The following is an 18,023-nucleotide window of genomic DNA, read 5'->3' as shown; positions in this document are numbered from 1 at the left end:
TTTTGCTAAATTATCCCCAACTTTTCCGCTTCCTTTTTGAGCTCTTGTCTAAAATCCGGATGCGCAACTGATATTAATGCTAATGCCCGTTTTCTTGTTGGTAGTCCTCTTAACCTAACTGCACCCCATTCCGTAACTAAATAATCAAGTTCCTGTCTTGGTACTGTGATTGGAGAGCCTTGTGGCAACAACGGGACGATTGTTGATATTGTGCCATCTTTTGCAGTTGATCTCATAGCAATTATGCCTTTCCCACCTTTACTTTTTACTGCACCTCTGTGTGTATCAAGTTGACCTCCAGTACCACTATAATGTGATGTTCCAATCGCTTCTGAGCAGACATTACCAGTTAAATCTACCATCAATGCAGTGTTGATGCTTACCATTTTCTCATTTTGTGATATAACATAAGGATCGTTTACATATTTACCCCTAAGAAACAATACAGCTGGATTCTCATCCAAAAATTGATACATCTTCTTTGAACCATACGCGAACGTGCAAACGAATTTCCCATTCCAGATACTTTTTCTTTTATTTGTTATCACTCCCTCCTCAAAAAGTTCAATCATGCTCTCTGTGAACATTTCAGTATGGACACCTAAATCCTTTTTTCCTTTTAAGAATTTTGCAACTGCATTCGGTATACCTCCAATACCAAGTTGCAATGTTGCACCGTCTTCTATGAGTTCAACTATATTTTCCGCAATCTTACGCTCAGAATCTGATGGTTCAAGTAGTTCTGCCTGAGGTAGTTCATAATCTACCTCGATTATGTAATCGACATCTGAGATATGAACTTGTGTATCACCATGCGTTCGCGGAGCATTGGGGTTAACTTCCAATACAACTAAATCGGCATGTTCAATAACATCCTTTTCATACACGACACTCGCGGACAATGTAAAAAAACCTTTCGAATCCATGGGTGAAGTAACCCCCACAAACATGTTTATCTTAGTAGTCTCTATAAGATTTGTTGCAGCCTGATGTAAATTATTTGGCACGTAGTAGGTATTTTTAGAAAGTTTTCTATTGTGTGGACCAAAGAACCATGAGTAGTTACTGAACTTTTGAAAGTGTTCAGGATTGGTACAATATTCGTATGGTTCTGTGTTCAAGCAAGTGAATATTTCAAGATTACTCGCTTTTGTACGATGTAGGTTTCTTTGAAAAACCTTTGGTTCCATTGGCGTCATACCAACAACTATTGTCCAATTGTCTTTTAAAATGGAAAGTACGTAGTCTATATCAACGAGCTTTTCTTTATAAAGCTTATCAACATTCATCGTGACACCTCCAAACCTCTGCATATGTATTCGTAAAGCTCAAAGAGAAAGCTTTGAATTTGTTCATCTTTTTCACCGTTTATGTGCCCTGTTAGAAGGTATTTTTCACCGGCATAATGTCCAAAACTCATCAACAAGAGAACTATGTAACTTATTTCTTCTTCTGCACTGTACGTCTTTTTTAAAACAAGCTGACCCTGTGCAACAGCTTTTTTTAAACTATTGATGTAAGGTTCATAGATAGAATTGTAATACTCTTTTGCGATGTTTCTGTCTACAGATTGACTTTCTCGAACAATTTTGTACATGTTGGAATGAACTTTGAAAAATTTCAAGAAAGCATACAGACCAGCTATTTCTTGGATAATGCGATTATGAGAGCTAAATTTTTCAACGGCAAGTTTTACGTTGTATCTTAAACCTTTACTGATCCATCTAACAAGTTCACGTAACACTTGTATTTTATTTTTAAAATACAGATAAAATGTTCCCACTGCTATTCCTGAAGCCTTAGCAATGTCATATACCAAGGTTTTCTCATATCCATACAGCCCGAACAAGCTCTCAGCACTTGCAAGTATTTGCTCTCTTTTCTCATCATCTTCCAAGACGTGTCTTAAAGGTGTAAAATCAAAAACACTTTCTGGGATTTTTTCTTCGCATTGAGCAATAGCACCATCTAAAATCAAAGTTATAAAGTGTTCGTAGTCTATATCAACTTCCAAAAGATCAAAAAACGCCACTATAAATTTTAGAGGTGACCAGAAATAAAAATGCCCAACATGAGTTAGTCCGAATTCTCTTGATACTTTCCTCAGTATATTTTCATACTCGTTTCTTAACCATTCAAACGAATATTCGTTTAAATGAACTATTTTCACAAAATCTGACCTTTCAAATGAAAAGTTTAAAAACTTTAATCCTACATCCTTGAGAGTATCTCCTCTTAAATTTGTTTCAAGTTCTGTAAAAAACTCTTCAGTTATCTCTCTAAATAATTCGTCTTTGTTTATGTAATATTGGTAGAATGCTCCTGTACTTAGATTTGCCAGTTTGGTAATCTGTGATACCGACACATCTGAAAAACTACGGGTACTAAACAATTGTATTGCTGAATTTTTTATCTTGCTCTTTGATTCAACACCATCAACTCTTTGCGGTATACGCTTTTGTGTTTTCTTTTTTGAATTACTTACTTTAGCTGAAAAATTATTTTCCAGATTACTACACCTCCGTTAAAATCGCGTTTCTTGGTCTATTAAAAGGATAAAGCAAAGTAGCAAAACCTTATAAACTAAACTCTAAATGCAACTGCAACTTGTTGGAAGCCAACACCTGAGGTTAAGAAGATAATAACTTTATCTTTAAGATCCGAGAGTCTCCCTTCATCGAATGCGTCATCGTATGCCATATATACACATGCAGAACCGGTGTAACCATATTTGTGCATTATCATGTGAGCTTTCTCTGTTGGTAACTGCATTGTTTCCATAACTTTTTCTATAGTTTTCTTTCTAACCTGTGTGAAGAATATCATGCCTATATCTTCCTTAGCAATATGGTATTTTTCTATCAATTTATTGATAAGCATAGGCCAACCTTCTTCATTGACTGTTGAAGGATATGCAGATCTCAGGTCTAATTTGTGCAAACCTCTTTCAAAACCTTGCAAATTCATTGTACCCGCTCCCATATAAATTCCCCAATTTTGCCACCAGCTTCCATCGGCTCTGGAAACACTACCTATGTAACCAGGTTTGTCTGATGCTGTTAGAACAATGGCACCAGCTCCGTCACTAAAAAGTGCTTCCCAAGAATATTTCCAACTGAGGAACTTCGTCATAGCGTAAGTACCAACAACGAGTACATTTTTGTAATCCCCCGTGGCTATATACCTTGCTGCTATGTCAAGTAATAAAGCACCATTAGCACAAGAGGCATTCACGTTAAATGCCAGCGGTTCAGCCTTATGTGCGCCAATTAAATATTGAACTCGAGGTGCATCTGGTGGAGATACAGATTCTGGTGTGTCAGTTCCGACTATGATTAAATCAAGCTCTTCGGGGTTCATCCCAATACGTTGAAGTGCCTTTTTCGAGGCTTGTGCTGCCATATAGGTTGGTGTTTCCCAATCTTCAGAAATGTGTCGATGGTTGATACCTATGACTTCAGAAAAATATGGATCGATAGTGAACATTGTTAGTTTTTCAAATTCAGCGTTACTCATAACTTTCTGAGGTACGTACATACCAGATGATATAATTTTTGCATACTTCATACATCTTCCTCCTTGTAAAATGTTAAAGATTGGAAAGATAGTATTACTGTTTGAGAAACATTTAATATGAATCATATTTCATATTACATATGAATCACCTTTCAGATTATATCACAATATACAATTTTGTTTAGCAGCCCGTATTTTGGCATAATCGTTGATGAAAAAGAAGAGGGCATGATTAATATAGGAATTTTTATTCTCATGCAGTCTATCACGGTTTGGCTTTTGATTAGAATATTTGATACAAAAAACCTGCGTCAAAATGAGACGCAGGTTTTTTGAAAGCACCAGAGTATTTCTATATCCCTAGGTAATTTTTGATGTTGCTTGATTCGTTGATTACCGGTATTATTTGACCATCTTTTGAAGTCATTATTATCACGATTCCAGGTCCATGTCCTGTTTTAAGACAGTTAGAGTGAACTACCACACCTATTGATATTGCACCAAGTTTATAACCTCCTGCGCCGTCACCATTATAATGATCTTCAATTGCTATTAAATCACCTATTCTAACTTTATTTAATCCAAGTTTCTTTACTTCATCTTTATCAAGTGTGTTCATGTCGTAATCTGTTGCTGCTGGATTACCTGCTCCAATCCCTGAACCTGTAAGATAGGCTGGAACTTTTGCTGTAACAGGTACATACAGTTTACTATCCTTTTCCTGAATTGGTATTTTTTCAAATAATTCTGGATCGATGTTAAAGAGCTTGATTTTTGGATAGTCTACTAACTCCAAACCTTGTCCGTAGGCTTTGATTTGTATTTTGTCTCCTATTACTAGTTTTTCTTTTTCTGGTAACCAGATGAGTATATGATCTATACCTCCATGCTTTCCGATAACATATCCTTTCATACCTTTACCATCACCAGAAACCACAATTGCTTCGTTTCCAATGCAAGCTAATGCCATACATGTGGGGTTGAGATCTTTATTGCTGTGTTTGGCACTGATGTCTGGTTCGATATGGTCTCCATGGATATCAAATGCGTTATCACCCAAACCAAAGTTGTAGGTTATTCCACCAACACCTGGGAGATAATGCGAGTTACCTTCTCCATCAACAACTGGCATGCGTACAATAGGATGTGCAACTTCAACAAGGATCGATAATTTGACAACTTTATCTTTGTTTGTCCTCAAGATTAAACATCTCCTTTCCTAAGTCTTTAAAATTAATTACCACTTTTCAAAATGTATTCTACTTTTGTCAACTTCTTCCAATGTGTGGAACGGCTTCTCTTCTGATGGATAGCCCATTCCAATTACACATAACACCCCAAAATTCGATGGTATTCCGAGGATCGTTTTAATTTCTTCTTCAACTGCCTTTCCATCATGGTATCTTTCGTGAGCATGTCCCCAGCAGCTACCAAGTCCAAAGTTAACAGCTAATAATTGGATATATGAAGCTACGATAGAGCTATCTGATATCCACGTGCCACTTTCTTGGTTTGCTGTCACCACTATGCATACTGGTGCAGTTTTCAAAAAAGAGAATGCACCTTCACGTGTTTTCATAATCTTTTTTATTGTATCTTTATTTTTTATAACTACAAGCTCAACAGGTTTCAAGTTTCTGCCACTTGGTGCTAAAAGCGAATATTTTACGATATTATATAATATTTCGTCAGGTATATCTTTTTCGGAGAATAAACGTATACTCCTTCTTTTTTGAACAACCTCCAAAATATCCAATGTAATCCCCCCTTTTTCGGTATATTAGAATGGTATACCACTTACAATATTAATTAAGTGAGGAGATGAACCTATACCAAAATAAATTATTCCGTTAAAATTAGGTGGTTGAAATCCATACAAATCCATCATTTGCAAAAACACACCAATGCTTGGATACAATTTGAAGCTACCAAGATACGTTTCTATGAAAAACTGTGAATAAAAACCATGAATGTTACCTGGGTTAGCAAGACCAAGTGTAACGCCAGAGTTTTTCAACAGTACTTGACCACCAAATAATTCAGCAGAATCTTTGAATAAAGTCAGTGCTAAGGAAACATCGTATTGAGTTTTTGATAGATCTGATAATTTTGTTGTTGTAAGAGCTAAGAAACTTGTGTCGTTGTTTAGTGCAAACAGTAGTGAGTTTTGTGTATAAAAACTATTCGGAGTCAAAAGCTGATCAAATTTGTCATTTGAAGAAACAATCCAGTTTGCAATTCTTACTGGTCTTGAGAAAAGGTTTGTAAATGTTAAAATGCCAAAGCTGACCGTTTTTGAATCTATGTAAGGTACGTCTAAACCACCTATTAAGCTGAAGACATTATCAAGTGTGTAATCTTTGCTTGACTTAAAATTAATACCACTGCGCAGATATACTGATGTGCTAGGTGAGATGTCAAAACTACCTAAAGTTAATTCTCCTAATAAACTATAATCATTAGTTGGATATATGTAGCTTGCTGAAAGACCCCAAAAGTCTTTTAGCGTAACAAAACCTACAAACTGCCTAAAACCAAGTATGGTAAAATCGAAAGAATTTGGTGTGCTTTGATAAACATCAAGTATGGGAGTTAGTGCAACAAATGTATCATTCTCAACGTTCGAAAAAGTAAAGATTATATACAGGTTATGTATGATACTCTCATTTTCCTGGACTTGAGAAGTATACATTGGAGCCCAAGTAACTGGTCTCAAAAATGTTCCAAATCTAAAGGCTAACTCATCACCTTTTTCATAATTGTGTTGTTTTATTGATATATTTGAAATAGGGGATTCGTTTGGCAGTTTATCTAATTCTTCCAGTTCTATTTTTTGCTTATAAATTCCCATACCGCCTGTCTTTCCGTAGGGCACATAACTGACATAGTATAGCTCATCCTTGTGTATGGTGAAGTCCGAAAGTAAGGTTTTGCTTGCAAGTTTGTAGAATTTGTTGTTATCTAAATTGTAATAATATGGTATTACATAATTTCCTTCTACTCTTGAGAAGAGTATACGTTTGCCATCAATCTTTACAAACGGACCTTTCATATTCCTATCTTTTATAAAAGCTACCTCATTGGCATTTTTATCTAGAACTACAATTTTGTTATCAATCGTCAAGAATACTATATAATCGTTGGAAACATCCATCGCTCTGATATAACCGTCGAAGGTGTACTCAAACTCACCATTAATTTGTTTGATTTTTGATTTCAATTTCTTCGTATCGTAATAACTTACGTAAATCTGACCATTTTTGACGCCGAAAGATGTTATGTACCCTGAGGCAACAAGTTTGTTTCTTGTTACGTCCCAAATCTTGTTTTCGTATTTGTCAAATGATAGTGAAGGAACAAGGGCGTATATTTTCCCACCATCGTACCTCACATCGTTTGCATTCAACGGTAAATCTTTTACAACTTTTAAATTCAAATCATCGATGAATAAGACTCCATTTTCAAATGAGCCTACATAGGATGTCGCAGCGCCGAATGATTGCCTTAGTATGGAAAGGTCTCTTCCGACTGAATCTACTCGCATTATGTATGAATTTCTCAATTGATAGATTAGTTTACCTTGTGAGTAATCAAGTTTAGTTAAATACATAATCCAATCTGTGTAAAGTTCATCAAATTTTTTGCCAAATGCAAACTCATATGGGTCCACGACCTCTTTATCAGGGTTTAATATCAATGGGACGGTTTCTGATGTCTTTGCAATAAATTTTTTCATCTTCTCAAGACCGTATGTGTCCACAAGGTATTTATAAAACCCTGCTGTGAAGTTGTAGTACAACAATCCACCACGGTAATCATCATACGGAACAATTTCCTTGTAACTGAAGGAGGGAAAATTTGGTAAAGAATAGTAGTACAAACCATTAGAGAAAAATGGATTGTTGAGTCTTCCGGAGGACAGTGAAAACGAGCTTTCTGCAAAAACTGTTGTTCCTTCGATAAATGGGCTACTAAGTTGAGGTAAGTATGGAAGTCCTGTTATCAAGCTTATAAATTTCGCTAGTTCGTCTTGATAGGAGAGATGACACATATGTGTGAATTCATGAATAATCAAATAAGTATACCAATCTTCCAAAGGTAGATGAAAATATGTGTAACCTTCTGGTGGCCATACGTATAGAACTATACTCTTGTGCAACAAAACCTGTGTATATCCATTGCTAATTGTTCCTTTGTCTTGAAGTATTATTGTGATCCTTCCAGGATCGTATCCAATAAGATTTATAACATCCGATCTGACGCTTTCAAATATGTTTCCAATCTTCACCGCAATGTCAAGATACCCTTCAGGATAAACGATATCCGCATGCTCAAAATGAAGTACGCCGGCTTGGACTATGGAGAAAATTGCTAGTAAAAAAATAACTATAGTCACCCTTTTCATGGAATATCTCCTCCTTTGATTTTTGGAAAGCTATTACAAAACTTTTGAGTTCAAATAACCAACCACTATATCGTTAAACTTAGGATATCTTCCAACGTTTATAGTATTCTCATTCAATCTTACAAGTAGTTCGTCGCCTAATAAGCCTATGATCTCCCCAGCCATAAAATTTTCACCTCTACCTATAACTCTGTGTTTTTCCTTTGCTTCGTCTAGAGAATCTGTATAAATTACCACACCCGATTTTATAATAGCAAAATCTGTTGCGTACTCTTCAAGCTCAAATATTTCATGTGAAGATACAAGGATTGTTCTACCTTCCTTAGCAGCATTTTTAATTAAATCCATGATTTCAAATCGAATGGTTGGATCCAAATGTTGTGTAGGTTCGTCTAAAATTAGTAAGCTTGAACCAGAAGATATTGCCAAGATTACAAAAAATAGTGTTTTCATACCTATTGAATATTCGTCAACTTTTTGAGCTAAGTTAAAACTGTATCTACTCATCAGTACGTCGAAAGTTCGTTTATTCCAATTTTTGTAAAGTGAAGCCCATAACTTTTCATAATCATTCGCTGTAAAATTTCTAAGGACCCTTCTATCTTCGGAGACAACGGCTATTTCTTTTTTTACATACGGTTTAAAGTGCTCACCAAATATAACAACTTCCCCACTGTCTTTTGAAATTACATCGAGTATACACTTTATTGTTGTTGTTTTTCCAGCACCGTTTGGTCCTATTAGCGCAAATATGCTTCCCTTTCTCACACAGAAAGATATATCGCTTAACACTTGTTTGTTTGTAAACCTTTTCGAAAGGTTTCGAACCTCAAGTACATTTTCGTCTTCTTCAATTATATAATTCGTATCCATCATTTTCTACCCCCTTTTTCAAAAGTTAAATACCCTATCAAGAGTAAGCCTAAGGAAAATATCAAAGAACTTACTGTATTTCCTTGACTAGATGGACTAATTGATCTGAAAACATTTGTATACGAGTCCCAAGATGACAAGATTGAATCAATTATCAAGAACAAAAAAGCAGCAGCAATTCCATCAATTCTAAGCATAGTCAGAGAAATTATTGCACCGTAATAACCAGATAGATATATCATACTACTTAGTAAATTAGTTAAAACAGAAGAGAAGTCTCTGTAAAATGGCAAACCTGCAAATGTAGTTAATAGCACCAAAAGAGTCATAAATCCAAATTCATACCAATACACCATCTTTCTTGTGAAAGGTAAGAATATCATTAATTCTATTCTGTTATGTCTTATGTCACTTATAATTGAAAAAAGCATGATGAAAAACAAACAGAACATTTTAACATTCTTATCTGGGAAGAGCATAAGAACGATGAAAAAAATTATGGTTCTAATTTTCTCCACAAACTGCTTTCTTAAATAAGCGTCAAAAAATCCAAAATGATCCTGTATGATAGAAAGAATGTTACTCATTTCGCCACACCTCCTCAATAAGTGCTATTGTTGTATAAAGATCTATATTTTTGTCTTTTAAGGATCTAACAAGCTTTTTAATACTCTCAATCACCATTTCCTGAACAGGTATGTTCTCCGAAATAAAGTATCCAATACCTTGTCTTGCTTCAACAATCCCTTCAAACTTAAGCCTTTCGAGTGCTTTAAGAATAGTATTTACATTTACATCAAATATATTTTGAAGTTCTCTTACAGGTGGTAATTGCATACCTTTACTCAACTGACCTGTCATTATTTTTGTTTTTATCTGATTAACTATCTGAAGATACGCAGGTACCCCACTGTGTTTATCAACTTTCTTAAAGTTGTTACAAAACATGTTATCAGGTATCTTCTCTATCATTTTCTCACTACCTTGACGCCATTGCTTTGAACATCAACAGAATTTTTTGATAGATTCTTGAATTCAAGAACACCTCCGACACCTTCAACATTTAGTTTGAAGTCCCTTTCTCCTAAGTAAACAAGAATACCATTTACTGCCGTGCCAGAGATGTCAAAACTGGTGCAATCTGAAACCCTCAAATTCAATCCTATACCAACACCACTGATTTTAACATCATCTGCATGACATGAACCTTTCAATTTCATCCCCACACTATCTAAGGAGAGTTTTTTTGATGAAAACTTTCCTTCAAATTCAATATTTGTGCCATCCACATCTATTTCTTTTGCAACAAATTCCCCATTCATTTCTACGGAAACGGCAGAAAACAATAAACTTAAGGCGCTTATTTTTCCAAGAGCTCTCAGATGCACCCCATTTATTTGAAGCCGTTCAACATTTCTATTTCCAATTTCGAAAACATACGTTGATTTCTTATCGCCTCCGTAAATTTCCGCAGCATCTCCAATTTTTTTAACAGAAAGGACTTTTGGATATTTTACTTTTGTTCCATTGACAAACGAGATAATGACTTCGCCTTTAACATCTATTTTCAAGTCTCTTGAAGCTGCCATTTCATCATCGAATTTATAGTACATACCTCTAGTTGGGAATTTCCAATCTTTTGCGATACTTTCGATAAATTCTGTAATAAAGTTGGTTTTTCCATTCTTTATCAGTTGCTCAATCAATGTAACTCCTGCAACGGGGATCAAAAAGATTAAAATAGCTAATACAATAAAACCCAACATACTTTTTGTGTAATGCTTTAACAAAAATCCAATACATACTATCGCACCGAAACTCGCAACAACTTTAATCGGAACATACGAAACAAAAATCCCAACGAGTCCTAAGGCTAAGCATGATGTAATTAAGATCACTACAACAAACGCCTTTTCCTTCACATCATTACTCATGCTATCCTCTCCTTCAAATAATCTCTTCCATTGTGTAGCAGCTTTCGTCCATCACACATTCCTTGATACTGTTTTATTTCTATATTGTTATATATATGTAGAACACCATAACAATATCACATCGCTTTGAAAAAGTCAAGTAAAGATTCAGAGACACAAATTGATAATATATTACTTTATATTTATAATTTAAATAAAATACCCTCCATAGGATGTGGAGGGTATGAGAAATTTGATTCTGATTTTCTTAGAATTTATTTTTCAATTTCTCTCTCTTTTTTCTGTATTCTAATATGGGTGCGTCACCCGGTATGAGATTTTCTCCCATTTTTAGTTCACTTTTCTTCGGAACCTGGGTTTCAACGACTCTTTTGTCTTGGTGTAAGACCTTCTTGTTGAAAGGCGTTCCCAAAAATGCAATTATTTTGTCGATTAGTCTTATTTTTGTAAGACCTACATAAAATCTCAGGTATATAGTTGTGTGTTGTTCATCTACAGGTGCAAATGCAGCGATAATTCTTATTCTTTCATCGATGTGATTTTGCCATACGTTTGGAAATTTAAATTCGAGATACACTTTGCTCTTTTCATTGACGCTAATTTCTTCGGCTTTCTTTGCCGGTGTTCCATCGTCTACTCTGTTGAATACGTAAAAGTAAAACAAAGTGTCATCAATCCATTTGACAAGAGGACCATCAACAACTGTTCTATTGCCCCTCCCTATGGTATTGTAATGTACAAAAGGAACGTGTACAGGATCAAGTTGGTTTTCAATTGCTCTTGAATAATGTACATTCCACGTTTCCCAAAACTCATAGTATGACAAATCGTCTGTTATATCATCAAAAAACTTCGGATCAGTTTTTGGTTCCTCATCACCATACCATAGCCAGATAAAGTTTGCATGTTCGTATGTTTTATAGCTACGAACTTTGAAATTTTCCGGAACTGGTGCAATTCTACCGTTTGCAGGGATTATTTTCACACGTCCTGTTGGGTCATACTCAAAACCATGGAATGGGCACATGATTCTTTCTCCATTATTAATGAGTCTTCCGTGGGATATAGAAGCCCCCCTATGGCAACATATATCCGAAATGCAATGGACTTTTCCGTTAAAATCTCTCCAAAGTGCCATTTTTTCACCAAAACGAGTAATACCAATCAATTTCCCCTTTTTAACTTGTTTTGATGATAAAACTACATACCACTGGTTTTTTATCACTTGATATACCCCCTTAAATAAACATTCTTGTTCTCTTCCTATACTGTAGATATTCCTCTCCGAACTCTTCTATGAGTTTCTTTTCCTCCAAAAATGCCCGATAAACAAATGCGATAGCGGGAAATACAAAGACAAAAATCGAAGACGGAATATGTTGAAAAACTAATGCAAGACCCAGGAAAGCCACTATTTCACCTGTGTAACTTGGATGTCGTATTTTACTGTATAACCCATTTGTCACAAGTTTCTTATCTTCGACAATGCCTATATCTGGTGTAAAATGTCTACCAAGCGTCATGATAGATAAGAAACGTATTACAACACCTATTGCAAGGATTATAGTACCAATGACTTGAAAAATTCCGAATTCTCTTGTCTTCCAGCTTTCCCTAAAATCTGAAGGAATAAGTGCTAAAATAATACCAAGAAAAATCAGAAATGTTATTATAAACTTACTTTTTCTTTCAAGAATTTTATGGTACCCGTTCTTTTTAAGCACGAGAACGTAAAAGTCTATGCTCCACCAAAGTATTACCACCACCCAAAATACTGCTCTCATCAAAATCCCCCCGAAACGTTTTATTTAATCATCTTTCAATTTTTTTAATTTCTTCTTTAGCTATTATAACATTTTCAGCGTGTGCCTTGGGAAATAATTTATGTGCTTCCATAGCCACAACTTTTTTGAACATTTCCAATGCTTTTTGCTTGTTATTCGTCTTTAAGTATAAATACCCCCAATTGAGGTATAAGCCAGAGTAGTCACCTATGTATTTTTGTGCTTCTTTGAAATATACATCACTTTTGTTATAGTCGTTAAAAGGCCAAGGTGGATTCATATATCTGATAGCAAATCCCATGTAAGCAAAACCTTTATATACATCTTCGTTTAGATACTTTATGGCTTTTGACATGTAATCATCAAAGTTGTTCAAAAGTGAAAGTTTTTGGAAAATATTAGCGTACTCAATAAGTCTTGATGTTGATATCGCGGCAATATAGTAAGCCTTTCCACTGTTTTGTTGCATGTTTATTACTTCCTGAGAAAGTGAAAGTGCTTTCTCAAAGTAGAATTTTCTTTCTTTTTCAGTTTTAAACAAATTTCCATATTCTAAATAACACTCAGCTAGTAGTACTTTGAAATCGTAGATGTGAGGATTGTTGATCTTCGTTAAGATATTCTCTAAGTTTTTTATCAACGCTGAAATCTCCTCAGCATTTTGATAAGCTCGGGCATTTAAAAACTTTTGATAAAAGTCATTGTAAATCTCTTGGTTTGCCAAGAGCACCGAGGAATAGAGTGACAGAGCTACTAAAAAAATTGACATTAAATGATGGTTTTTAACTTTCATTAATTCGCCTCCTTAAAGTTATAAATTTTTTCATTTCTGTTTTGTGTTTAAAGACTATTATCGCGAGGTTACCGAGATACAGTACTAATAAATCAAATCTACCACTTAAAACTTTCCACATCGTGTATATGAAAAGGACTAAAAATCCAACAAGAACTCTTAATGCATCCTCTTCTGGGGTTGTTTTTTGCTTGCCTTTAAGCTTGTTGATAATAGAAAAAATAGTAAATACAGCTCCAAGCAAGGTAGGGGCCTCCCACTTGGTTAGAACAGACCAAGCACCGAATGTAGTTGCTATGGCTTTTCCTCCTTTAAACTTCAGAAACGGAGAAAATGCATGACCAAGTACACCAAAGAGTGCTGCGATAGCTATCATACAGGAATTCAACTCGTTGACTGAATCTTTCCAAGCAAAAATTGCTGTGGGAAACACTCCTTTGAAGTAATCAAGTGCGAGTGCGGTGAATCCCCATTTGAGTCCTGCGACTCTCCATAAATTACTGGAGCCGGGATTACCATCTCTAATCTTTCTTAGATCAACACCTCGTATCCTCGCCAAGATGACAGAGTACATAATCGAACCTGATAAGAATTGAGATAGTATAAGTAAAGTGTAAAACAACCATTCAGACATCAATCTCTCGCCCCCTCCAAACCACTTTTCTAACAACAATGGTTCTATACAAAGAATAAAAGAAAACAATTAGGAAAAAAATAAAGTGTGCAGGATACAAGAGTGCATCGTACCATTTATAGTCGCCAATAGGTTTTGTCATTAAATACACCAGTAACGAAAAAATTAAATATCTTGCAATTGAATACCAAATTGGGAAAGAGAAATTCGAGAATGAGGAGTAATAACCTGAGATCCATAGAAAAGCCGAGGCGAAATTCAATATTCCACCGCTCATCGCACCTGAAGACATATTCTTAGAAAAACCTTCAAAGAGTTGTTTTATACCCCCCGGATACATACGAAATTTTACTATTCCGTTACCTATTAAGTTTGTTACCTTAATGCCCTTGCCAATGTACAGTTTTCCAAGTTTTATATCTTCCAAAACAGAATCTTTAACACTTTCATGGCCACCTGTGTATTCATAGTCTTTTCTGGAAGTTAAGATAATCGGTCCAAATACACCCGAAGGTTTCTTTGTGGGAAAACCAAACATATTGCTTGCGTAAACGACAATAAGGTTAAAGGTCAAGTTTAAATGTTCGTAGAATCTTTCAAATCTTTGATAAGGCCAAACTGAAATCAATCCTCCATATTTTTCGTACTCACCAATTAAAATCTCGAGTGTCTTTTCCGTTGGTTCTACGTCAGCATCCATGAAAAGTAATATATCACCGGAAGAATTCAAATACCCATTCCATATAGCCCATGATTTGCCAATCCAACCTTTGGGAGGATTATCTGTTAATTTTACCAACTTGACGTCATTAAAATTACTTGCTATTTCTGAAGTTTTGTCTGAAGAATTATCATCTACTACGATTATTTCATGAGCTGGAAAACTTTGGTTTTTCAACAAAGATAAAATCTTACCAATATTTTTCTCTTCATTCCTTGCAGGGATAATCACAGATACTTTCCAGTTGTTTAGTACTCTTTTTCCACTATCTTTCAATTTATTGATTGTTGCATATCTAAGATAAATGAAAGAAATGATAGCTGAAACAGTTAAAACAAGAACGTTTAATATCATAATATCCCCCTTTTTAAGTCAGCATCAATTATTTGGGTACGATCTGTGATTAATTATACCAAAAAATTGTTATCAATTCAAAAATTGACTTTGTGTAATTTTTATGTATAATTAGGTTAAACTAATTATTTGTTCATAAAACTTAAAGTAGGAAGGGATTTAGATGAAAAGTTTAGTTCGTAGCAGAACCTTAACTATACTTTTTTTCATTGTTCTTGCCGATATGATCGGCTTTGGGCTTGTAATACCTCTATTGCCATATTACGCGAAACAATTTCACGCAAGTGATTTTATAATAGGTCTTTTGTCGATGGTTTATCCACTTGGTCAAGTTTTTGCTGCACCTTTGATTGGTAGATTATCCGATAAATTTGGCAGAAAGATAGCACTTATTTTAAGTGTGGGAGGAACCTTTTTCTCACTTTTGCTTTTAGGATTTGCGAAGTCTTTAGTTTTAATATTTACTTCGCGGCTTGTCGATGGTTTAACTGGTGGAAATATAACAGTTGCTCAATCTTATATAAGTGATTTTACGGACGAAAAATCACGCTCCAAAGGTCTTGGGATAATTGGTGCAGCCTTTGGCTTAGGATTTATACTCGGTCCTGCCTTAGGTGGGTTTTTAAGCAGATGGGGATTATCTGTACCAGCGTTTTTTGCAGCTGGATTATCTTTTGTAAATCTTATGAACATAATCTTCTTGCTTCCAGATTCAAAACCATCACTTAACCCAAAACAAGTGTCATATACATTTGAAGAACTGAAAAAAACATTTTCACAAAAAACTGTTTTAAATTTGCTTTTAACAAAGTTTTTTTATTCCTTGGGTTTTACGATGTTTGAATCTTCCTTTGCGCTTTTTTCAATGCGAAGATTTAACCTTGCTATTTCTCAAACAAGCTTTATCTTGACTTATTTAGGTATTATAATCGTGACTGTGCAAGGTTTTTTGGTTGGAAAAATCAGTAAAAAGTTTACTGAATACAAATTAGTAAAATTTTTATTTCCTATATCTACAGTATTATTAAGTATTTACTCTTTCTCAAGAAATATACCAACTTTATTGATTATTTTAACACCACTTTCAATTTCTTCTGCTTTAGTTGGTGTTTCATTAACCTCTCTTTCCACAAAGGTAGTTTCTAAAGATCGATTGGGTGGAACACTTGGAATATTTAACTCAGTTGATAGTTTAACCAGAATATTCAGTCCTTTGTTTGGTGCAATCGTTATACAATTTTTTGGTCCGAATTATTTGGGAATAGTCATAGGTACTTTTTTAGCTATAGGTTATTTAGTATTTTCTTTCAAATTCAGTAGTAACTTTGTTAAAAGTAAAGAAATTGTGCCGGAGTCAAATTAATTTTATAAAGGAGGAGATCATGGAGAAAAAGGTAGTTTTATTGCATAACTTTGAAGAACAAGACATCCTGAGAGTTATGAAACTACTCAAAGAGGCATTTAATGAAGAGATAATATTTGCAACTACCACACCCACCAGCCTTAAATGGACTGTAGAGACATTATTAATGGAACTCAACAAAGAACACGAAGAATTCAAAAAGCTAAAAGAATGACGACAAATAAAGAACCAAAGCGGGTATTTAACCCGCTTTGGTTCGTTTTTGGATTTTAATCAGTATGCAAGAGCCTTGTATGCATCTATTAATCCATAACCAACATATTTGTTCCAACCAGATGAATAGGTGTAGCCGGGTATTTTATAAGCAGTCTGGATTAATCTTGATCTGATTGATTCGGGTGTAGTGTAACCTCTTGCATATAACATAGCAGCGACAGCTGCTACGTGTGGAGTTGCCATTGAAGTGCCTTGCATGAACATGTAAGTATCCTTATTTGTAGGTGTCCACGTAGTACTTAATACGCCATCGGCATAGCCATCGCCATTTTGGTCAACACTTGTATCGCCACCTGGTGCTACTATATCAAGATAATGAGTAACGTTCATTTTTCGATATGGATCATAATATGTCGTATAATTATAGTTTGAATATGGAGCACGTTTGTTATCGTACCTTGTCGCACCAACTGCTATTGTTTCAACGTATGCTGCCGGATAAGATAAAGAAGATCTGTTTTCGTTTCCAGCTGCACAAACCATTGTAATATTCTTTGAGTATGCATATTTTACTGCATCCATAAGTACCTGCGCACCACTTCCGCCAAGACTCATGCTGATTATTTTTGCGCCGTTGTCTGCTGCCCACCTGATACCAGCTGCAACATTATCAAGCGTACCAGATCCATCAGCGCCCAACACTCTTATTGGCATAATTTTTATACCGTAACCACCCCAATTCACACCAGCTACTCCAAGGCTGTTGTTTGTAAGTGCTGCGATGGTCCCTATACAGTGTGTACCATGACTTGCATCTAGGGCAGGATCGGTAGGATTGTTGTCACCATCTACAAAATCTCTACCAGTTACAAAAATTCCTTGTAAATCTGGGTGTGTAAAGCTAACACCTGTATCTATAACAGCGACGACTACGTTTGCAGCTTTCATTATATCCCAAGCTTGTGGCAATTTAATGTTCACATAGTGCCATTGATATCTATAGTATGTATCGTTTGGTGTTGCTAAAGCTTTGTAAATGTAATTTTTGTCAACGGATTTGACTCCGGGTAAACCATAAAGAAGTTCTGGTTTTTCTGTTTTAACAGTCACTATCTGAATATCGGAAAAACTGTGCGTTCTTACGACTTGAACATCAGGTATACTCATTAATGCTTTGATGTTGTTTTCTGAAGTTTCAAGTTGCACGACATATTCTCCGGGTACATAATCTCCTTCGGTTCCAGAAGTTCCAATCTTGTCAAAAACTTCGAATCTTTCTTTTGGCTCAAACATCTTGGGTTCAAAGGAATTTGTACAACTGTACAGTACAAATAACGTGGCAACACTCAGTAAAATAAACGTTGAAAGCCTTTTCATCCCCTTTTCCCTCCTTGCAAAAAAGATTGATGAGTGTATTTTATAAAAAACAA

General features: G+C 35.2%; 18 protein-coding genes. 2 read left to right on the top strand and 16 right to left on the bottom strand.

The features are described from left to right. Positions 1 to 5: 5 nt before the first annotated feature. From N2Z58_04645 to N2Z58_04575, 15 genes are all read right to left on the bottom strand, one after another. A complete protein-coding gene (locus tag N2Z58_04645; protein ID MCX7653950.1) occupies positions 6 to 1,289 on the bottom strand; it encodes a 4-hydroxybutyrate--acetyl-CoA CoA transferase in 1,284 nt (427 codons plus the stop codon). Then, positions 1,286 to 2,452, bottom strand: a complete 1,167-nt coding sequence (locus N2Z58_04640) for a TetR/AcrR family transcriptional regulator (protein ID MCX7653949.1) — start codon at positions 2,450 to 2,452, stop codon at positions 1,286 to 1,288. Before N2Z58_04640 ends, N2Z58_04645 begins: the two co-directional genes overlap by 4 nt. Positions 2,453 to 2,583: 131 nt before the next feature. Next, positions 2,584 to 3,567 carry a ketoacyl-ACP synthase III gene (locus N2Z58_04635; protein ID MCX7653948.1) on the bottom strand — a complete coding sequence of 328 codons (984 nt, stop codon included), beginning with the start codon at positions 3,565 to 3,567 and terminating at the stop codon, positions 2,584 to 2,586. Between the two features lie 301 nt (positions 3,568 to 3,868). Continuing rightward, a complete protein-coding gene (locus tag N2Z58_04630; protein ID MCX7653947.1) occupies positions 3,869 to 4,717 on the bottom strand; it encodes a DUF4438 domain-containing protein in 849 nt (282 codons plus the stop codon). 36 nt (positions 4,718 to 4,753) lie between these two features. Further along, positions 4,754 to 5,272 (bottom strand): nitroreductase family protein, encoded by a 519-nt coding sequence (locus N2Z58_04625; GenBank protein MCX7653946.1) that lies wholly within the window; start codon positions 5,270 to 5,272, stop codon positions 4,754 to 4,756. A gap of 24 nt (positions 5,273 to 5,296) precedes the next feature. Further along, complete coding sequence (locus N2Z58_04620; protein MCX7653945.1) at positions 5,297 to 7,921, bottom strand: hypothetical protein; 2,625 nt, start codon at positions 7,919 to 7,921, stop codon at positions 5,297 to 5,299. A gap of 33 nt (positions 7,922 to 7,954) precedes the next feature. Continuing rightward, positions 7,955 to 8,794 (bottom strand): ABC transporter ATP-binding protein, encoded by an 840-nt coding sequence (locus N2Z58_04615; protein MCX7653944.1) that lies wholly within the window; start codon positions 8,792 to 8,794, stop codon positions 7,955 to 7,957. After that, complete coding sequence (locus tag N2Z58_04610; GenBank protein ID MCX7653943.1) at positions 8,794 to 9,381, bottom strand: hypothetical protein; 588 nt, start codon at positions 9,379 to 9,381, stop codon at positions 8,794 to 8,796. The genes N2Z58_04615 and N2Z58_04610 overlap by 1 nt, the downstream gene beginning before the upstream one ends. Next, positions 9,374 to 9,766, bottom strand: a complete 393-nt coding sequence (locus N2Z58_04605; GenBank protein MCX7653942.1) for a GntR family transcriptional regulator — start codon at positions 9,764 to 9,766, stop codon at positions 9,374 to 9,376. Before N2Z58_04605 ends, N2Z58_04610 begins: the two co-directional genes overlap by 8 nt. Further along, complete coding sequence (locus N2Z58_04600) at positions 9,763 to 10,728, bottom strand: hypothetical protein (GenBank protein ID MCX7653941.1); 966 nt, start codon at positions 10,726 to 10,728, stop codon at positions 9,763 to 9,765. Before N2Z58_04600 ends, N2Z58_04605 begins: the two co-directional genes overlap by 4 nt. Before the next feature lie 247 nt (positions 10,729 to 10,975). After that, positions 10,976 to 11,953 carry an aromatic ring-hydroxylating dioxygenase subunit alpha gene (locus N2Z58_04595; GenBank protein MCX7653940.1) on the bottom strand — a complete coding sequence of 326 codons (978 nt, stop codon included), beginning with the start codon at positions 11,951 to 11,953 and terminating at the stop codon, positions 10,976 to 10,978. A 13-nt stretch (positions 11,954 to 11,966) separates the two neighbouring features. After that, the gene (locus tag N2Z58_04590) at positions 11,967 to 12,512 is read right to left on the bottom strand and encodes an isoprenylcysteine carboxylmethyltransferase family protein (GenBank protein MCX7653939.1); all 546 of its coding nucleotides are present in this window, start codon (positions 12,510 to 12,512) and stop codon (positions 11,967 to 11,969) included. A 28-nt stretch (positions 12,513 to 12,540) separates the two neighbouring features. Beyond that, positions 12,541 to 13,305, bottom strand: coding sequence for a hypothetical protein (locus N2Z58_04585; GenBank protein ID MCX7653938.1), 765 nt, complete (start codon positions 13,303 to 13,305; stop codon positions 12,541 to 12,543). Continuing rightward, positions 13,295 to 13,939: a glycerol-3-phosphate acyltransferase gene (locus tag N2Z58_04580; GenBank protein ID MCX7653937.1), complete on the bottom strand. Its 645-nt coding sequence runs from the start codon at positions 13,937 to 13,939 to the stop codon at positions 13,295 to 13,297. Before N2Z58_04580 ends, N2Z58_04585 begins: the two co-directional genes overlap by 11 nt. Then, positions 13,932 to 15,014 carry a glycosyltransferase gene (locus N2Z58_04575; GenBank protein ID MCX7653936.1) on the bottom strand — a complete coding sequence of 361 codons (1,083 nt, stop codon included), beginning with the start codon at positions 15,012 to 15,014 and terminating at the stop codon, positions 13,932 to 13,934. The genes N2Z58_04580 and N2Z58_04575 overlap by 8 nt, the downstream gene beginning before the upstream one ends. Before the next feature lie 163 nt (positions 15,015 to 15,177). On the opposite strand from N2Z58_04575, the gene N2Z58_04570 reads away from it, so the two are divergent. After that, the gene (locus N2Z58_04570; protein MCX7653935.1) at positions 15,178 to 16,377 is read left to right on the top strand and encodes an MFS transporter; all 1,200 of its coding nucleotides are present in this window, start codon (positions 15,178 to 15,180) and stop codon (positions 16,375 to 16,377) included. Between the two features lie 19 nt (positions 16,378 to 16,396). Then, positions 16,397 to 16,591 carry a DUF3783 domain-containing protein gene (locus N2Z58_04565; protein ID MCX7653934.1) on the top strand — a complete coding sequence of 65 codons (195 nt, stop codon included), beginning with the start codon at positions 16,397 to 16,399 and terminating at the stop codon, positions 16,589 to 16,591. 59 nt (positions 16,592 to 16,650) lie between these two features. Here N2Z58_04565 and N2Z58_04560 read toward each other — a convergent pair whose 3' ends face one another. After that, entirely contained in the window at positions 16,651 to 17,970 is a 1,320-nt protein-coding gene (locus N2Z58_04560) for a S8 family peptidase (protein ID MCX7653933.1), read from the bottom strand. Between the last annotated feature and the right edge of the window lie 53 nt (positions 17,971 to 18,023).

Origin of the sequence: Fervidobacterium sp. (genome assembly GCA_026419195.1) — a bacterium.
Taxonomy (GTDB): Bacteria; Thermotogota; Thermotogae; order Thermotogales; family Fervidobacteriaceae; genus Fervidobacterium.
Note: the sequence above shows the minus strand (reverse complement) of the source record. Positions and strands in the feature narration are given on the sequence as shown.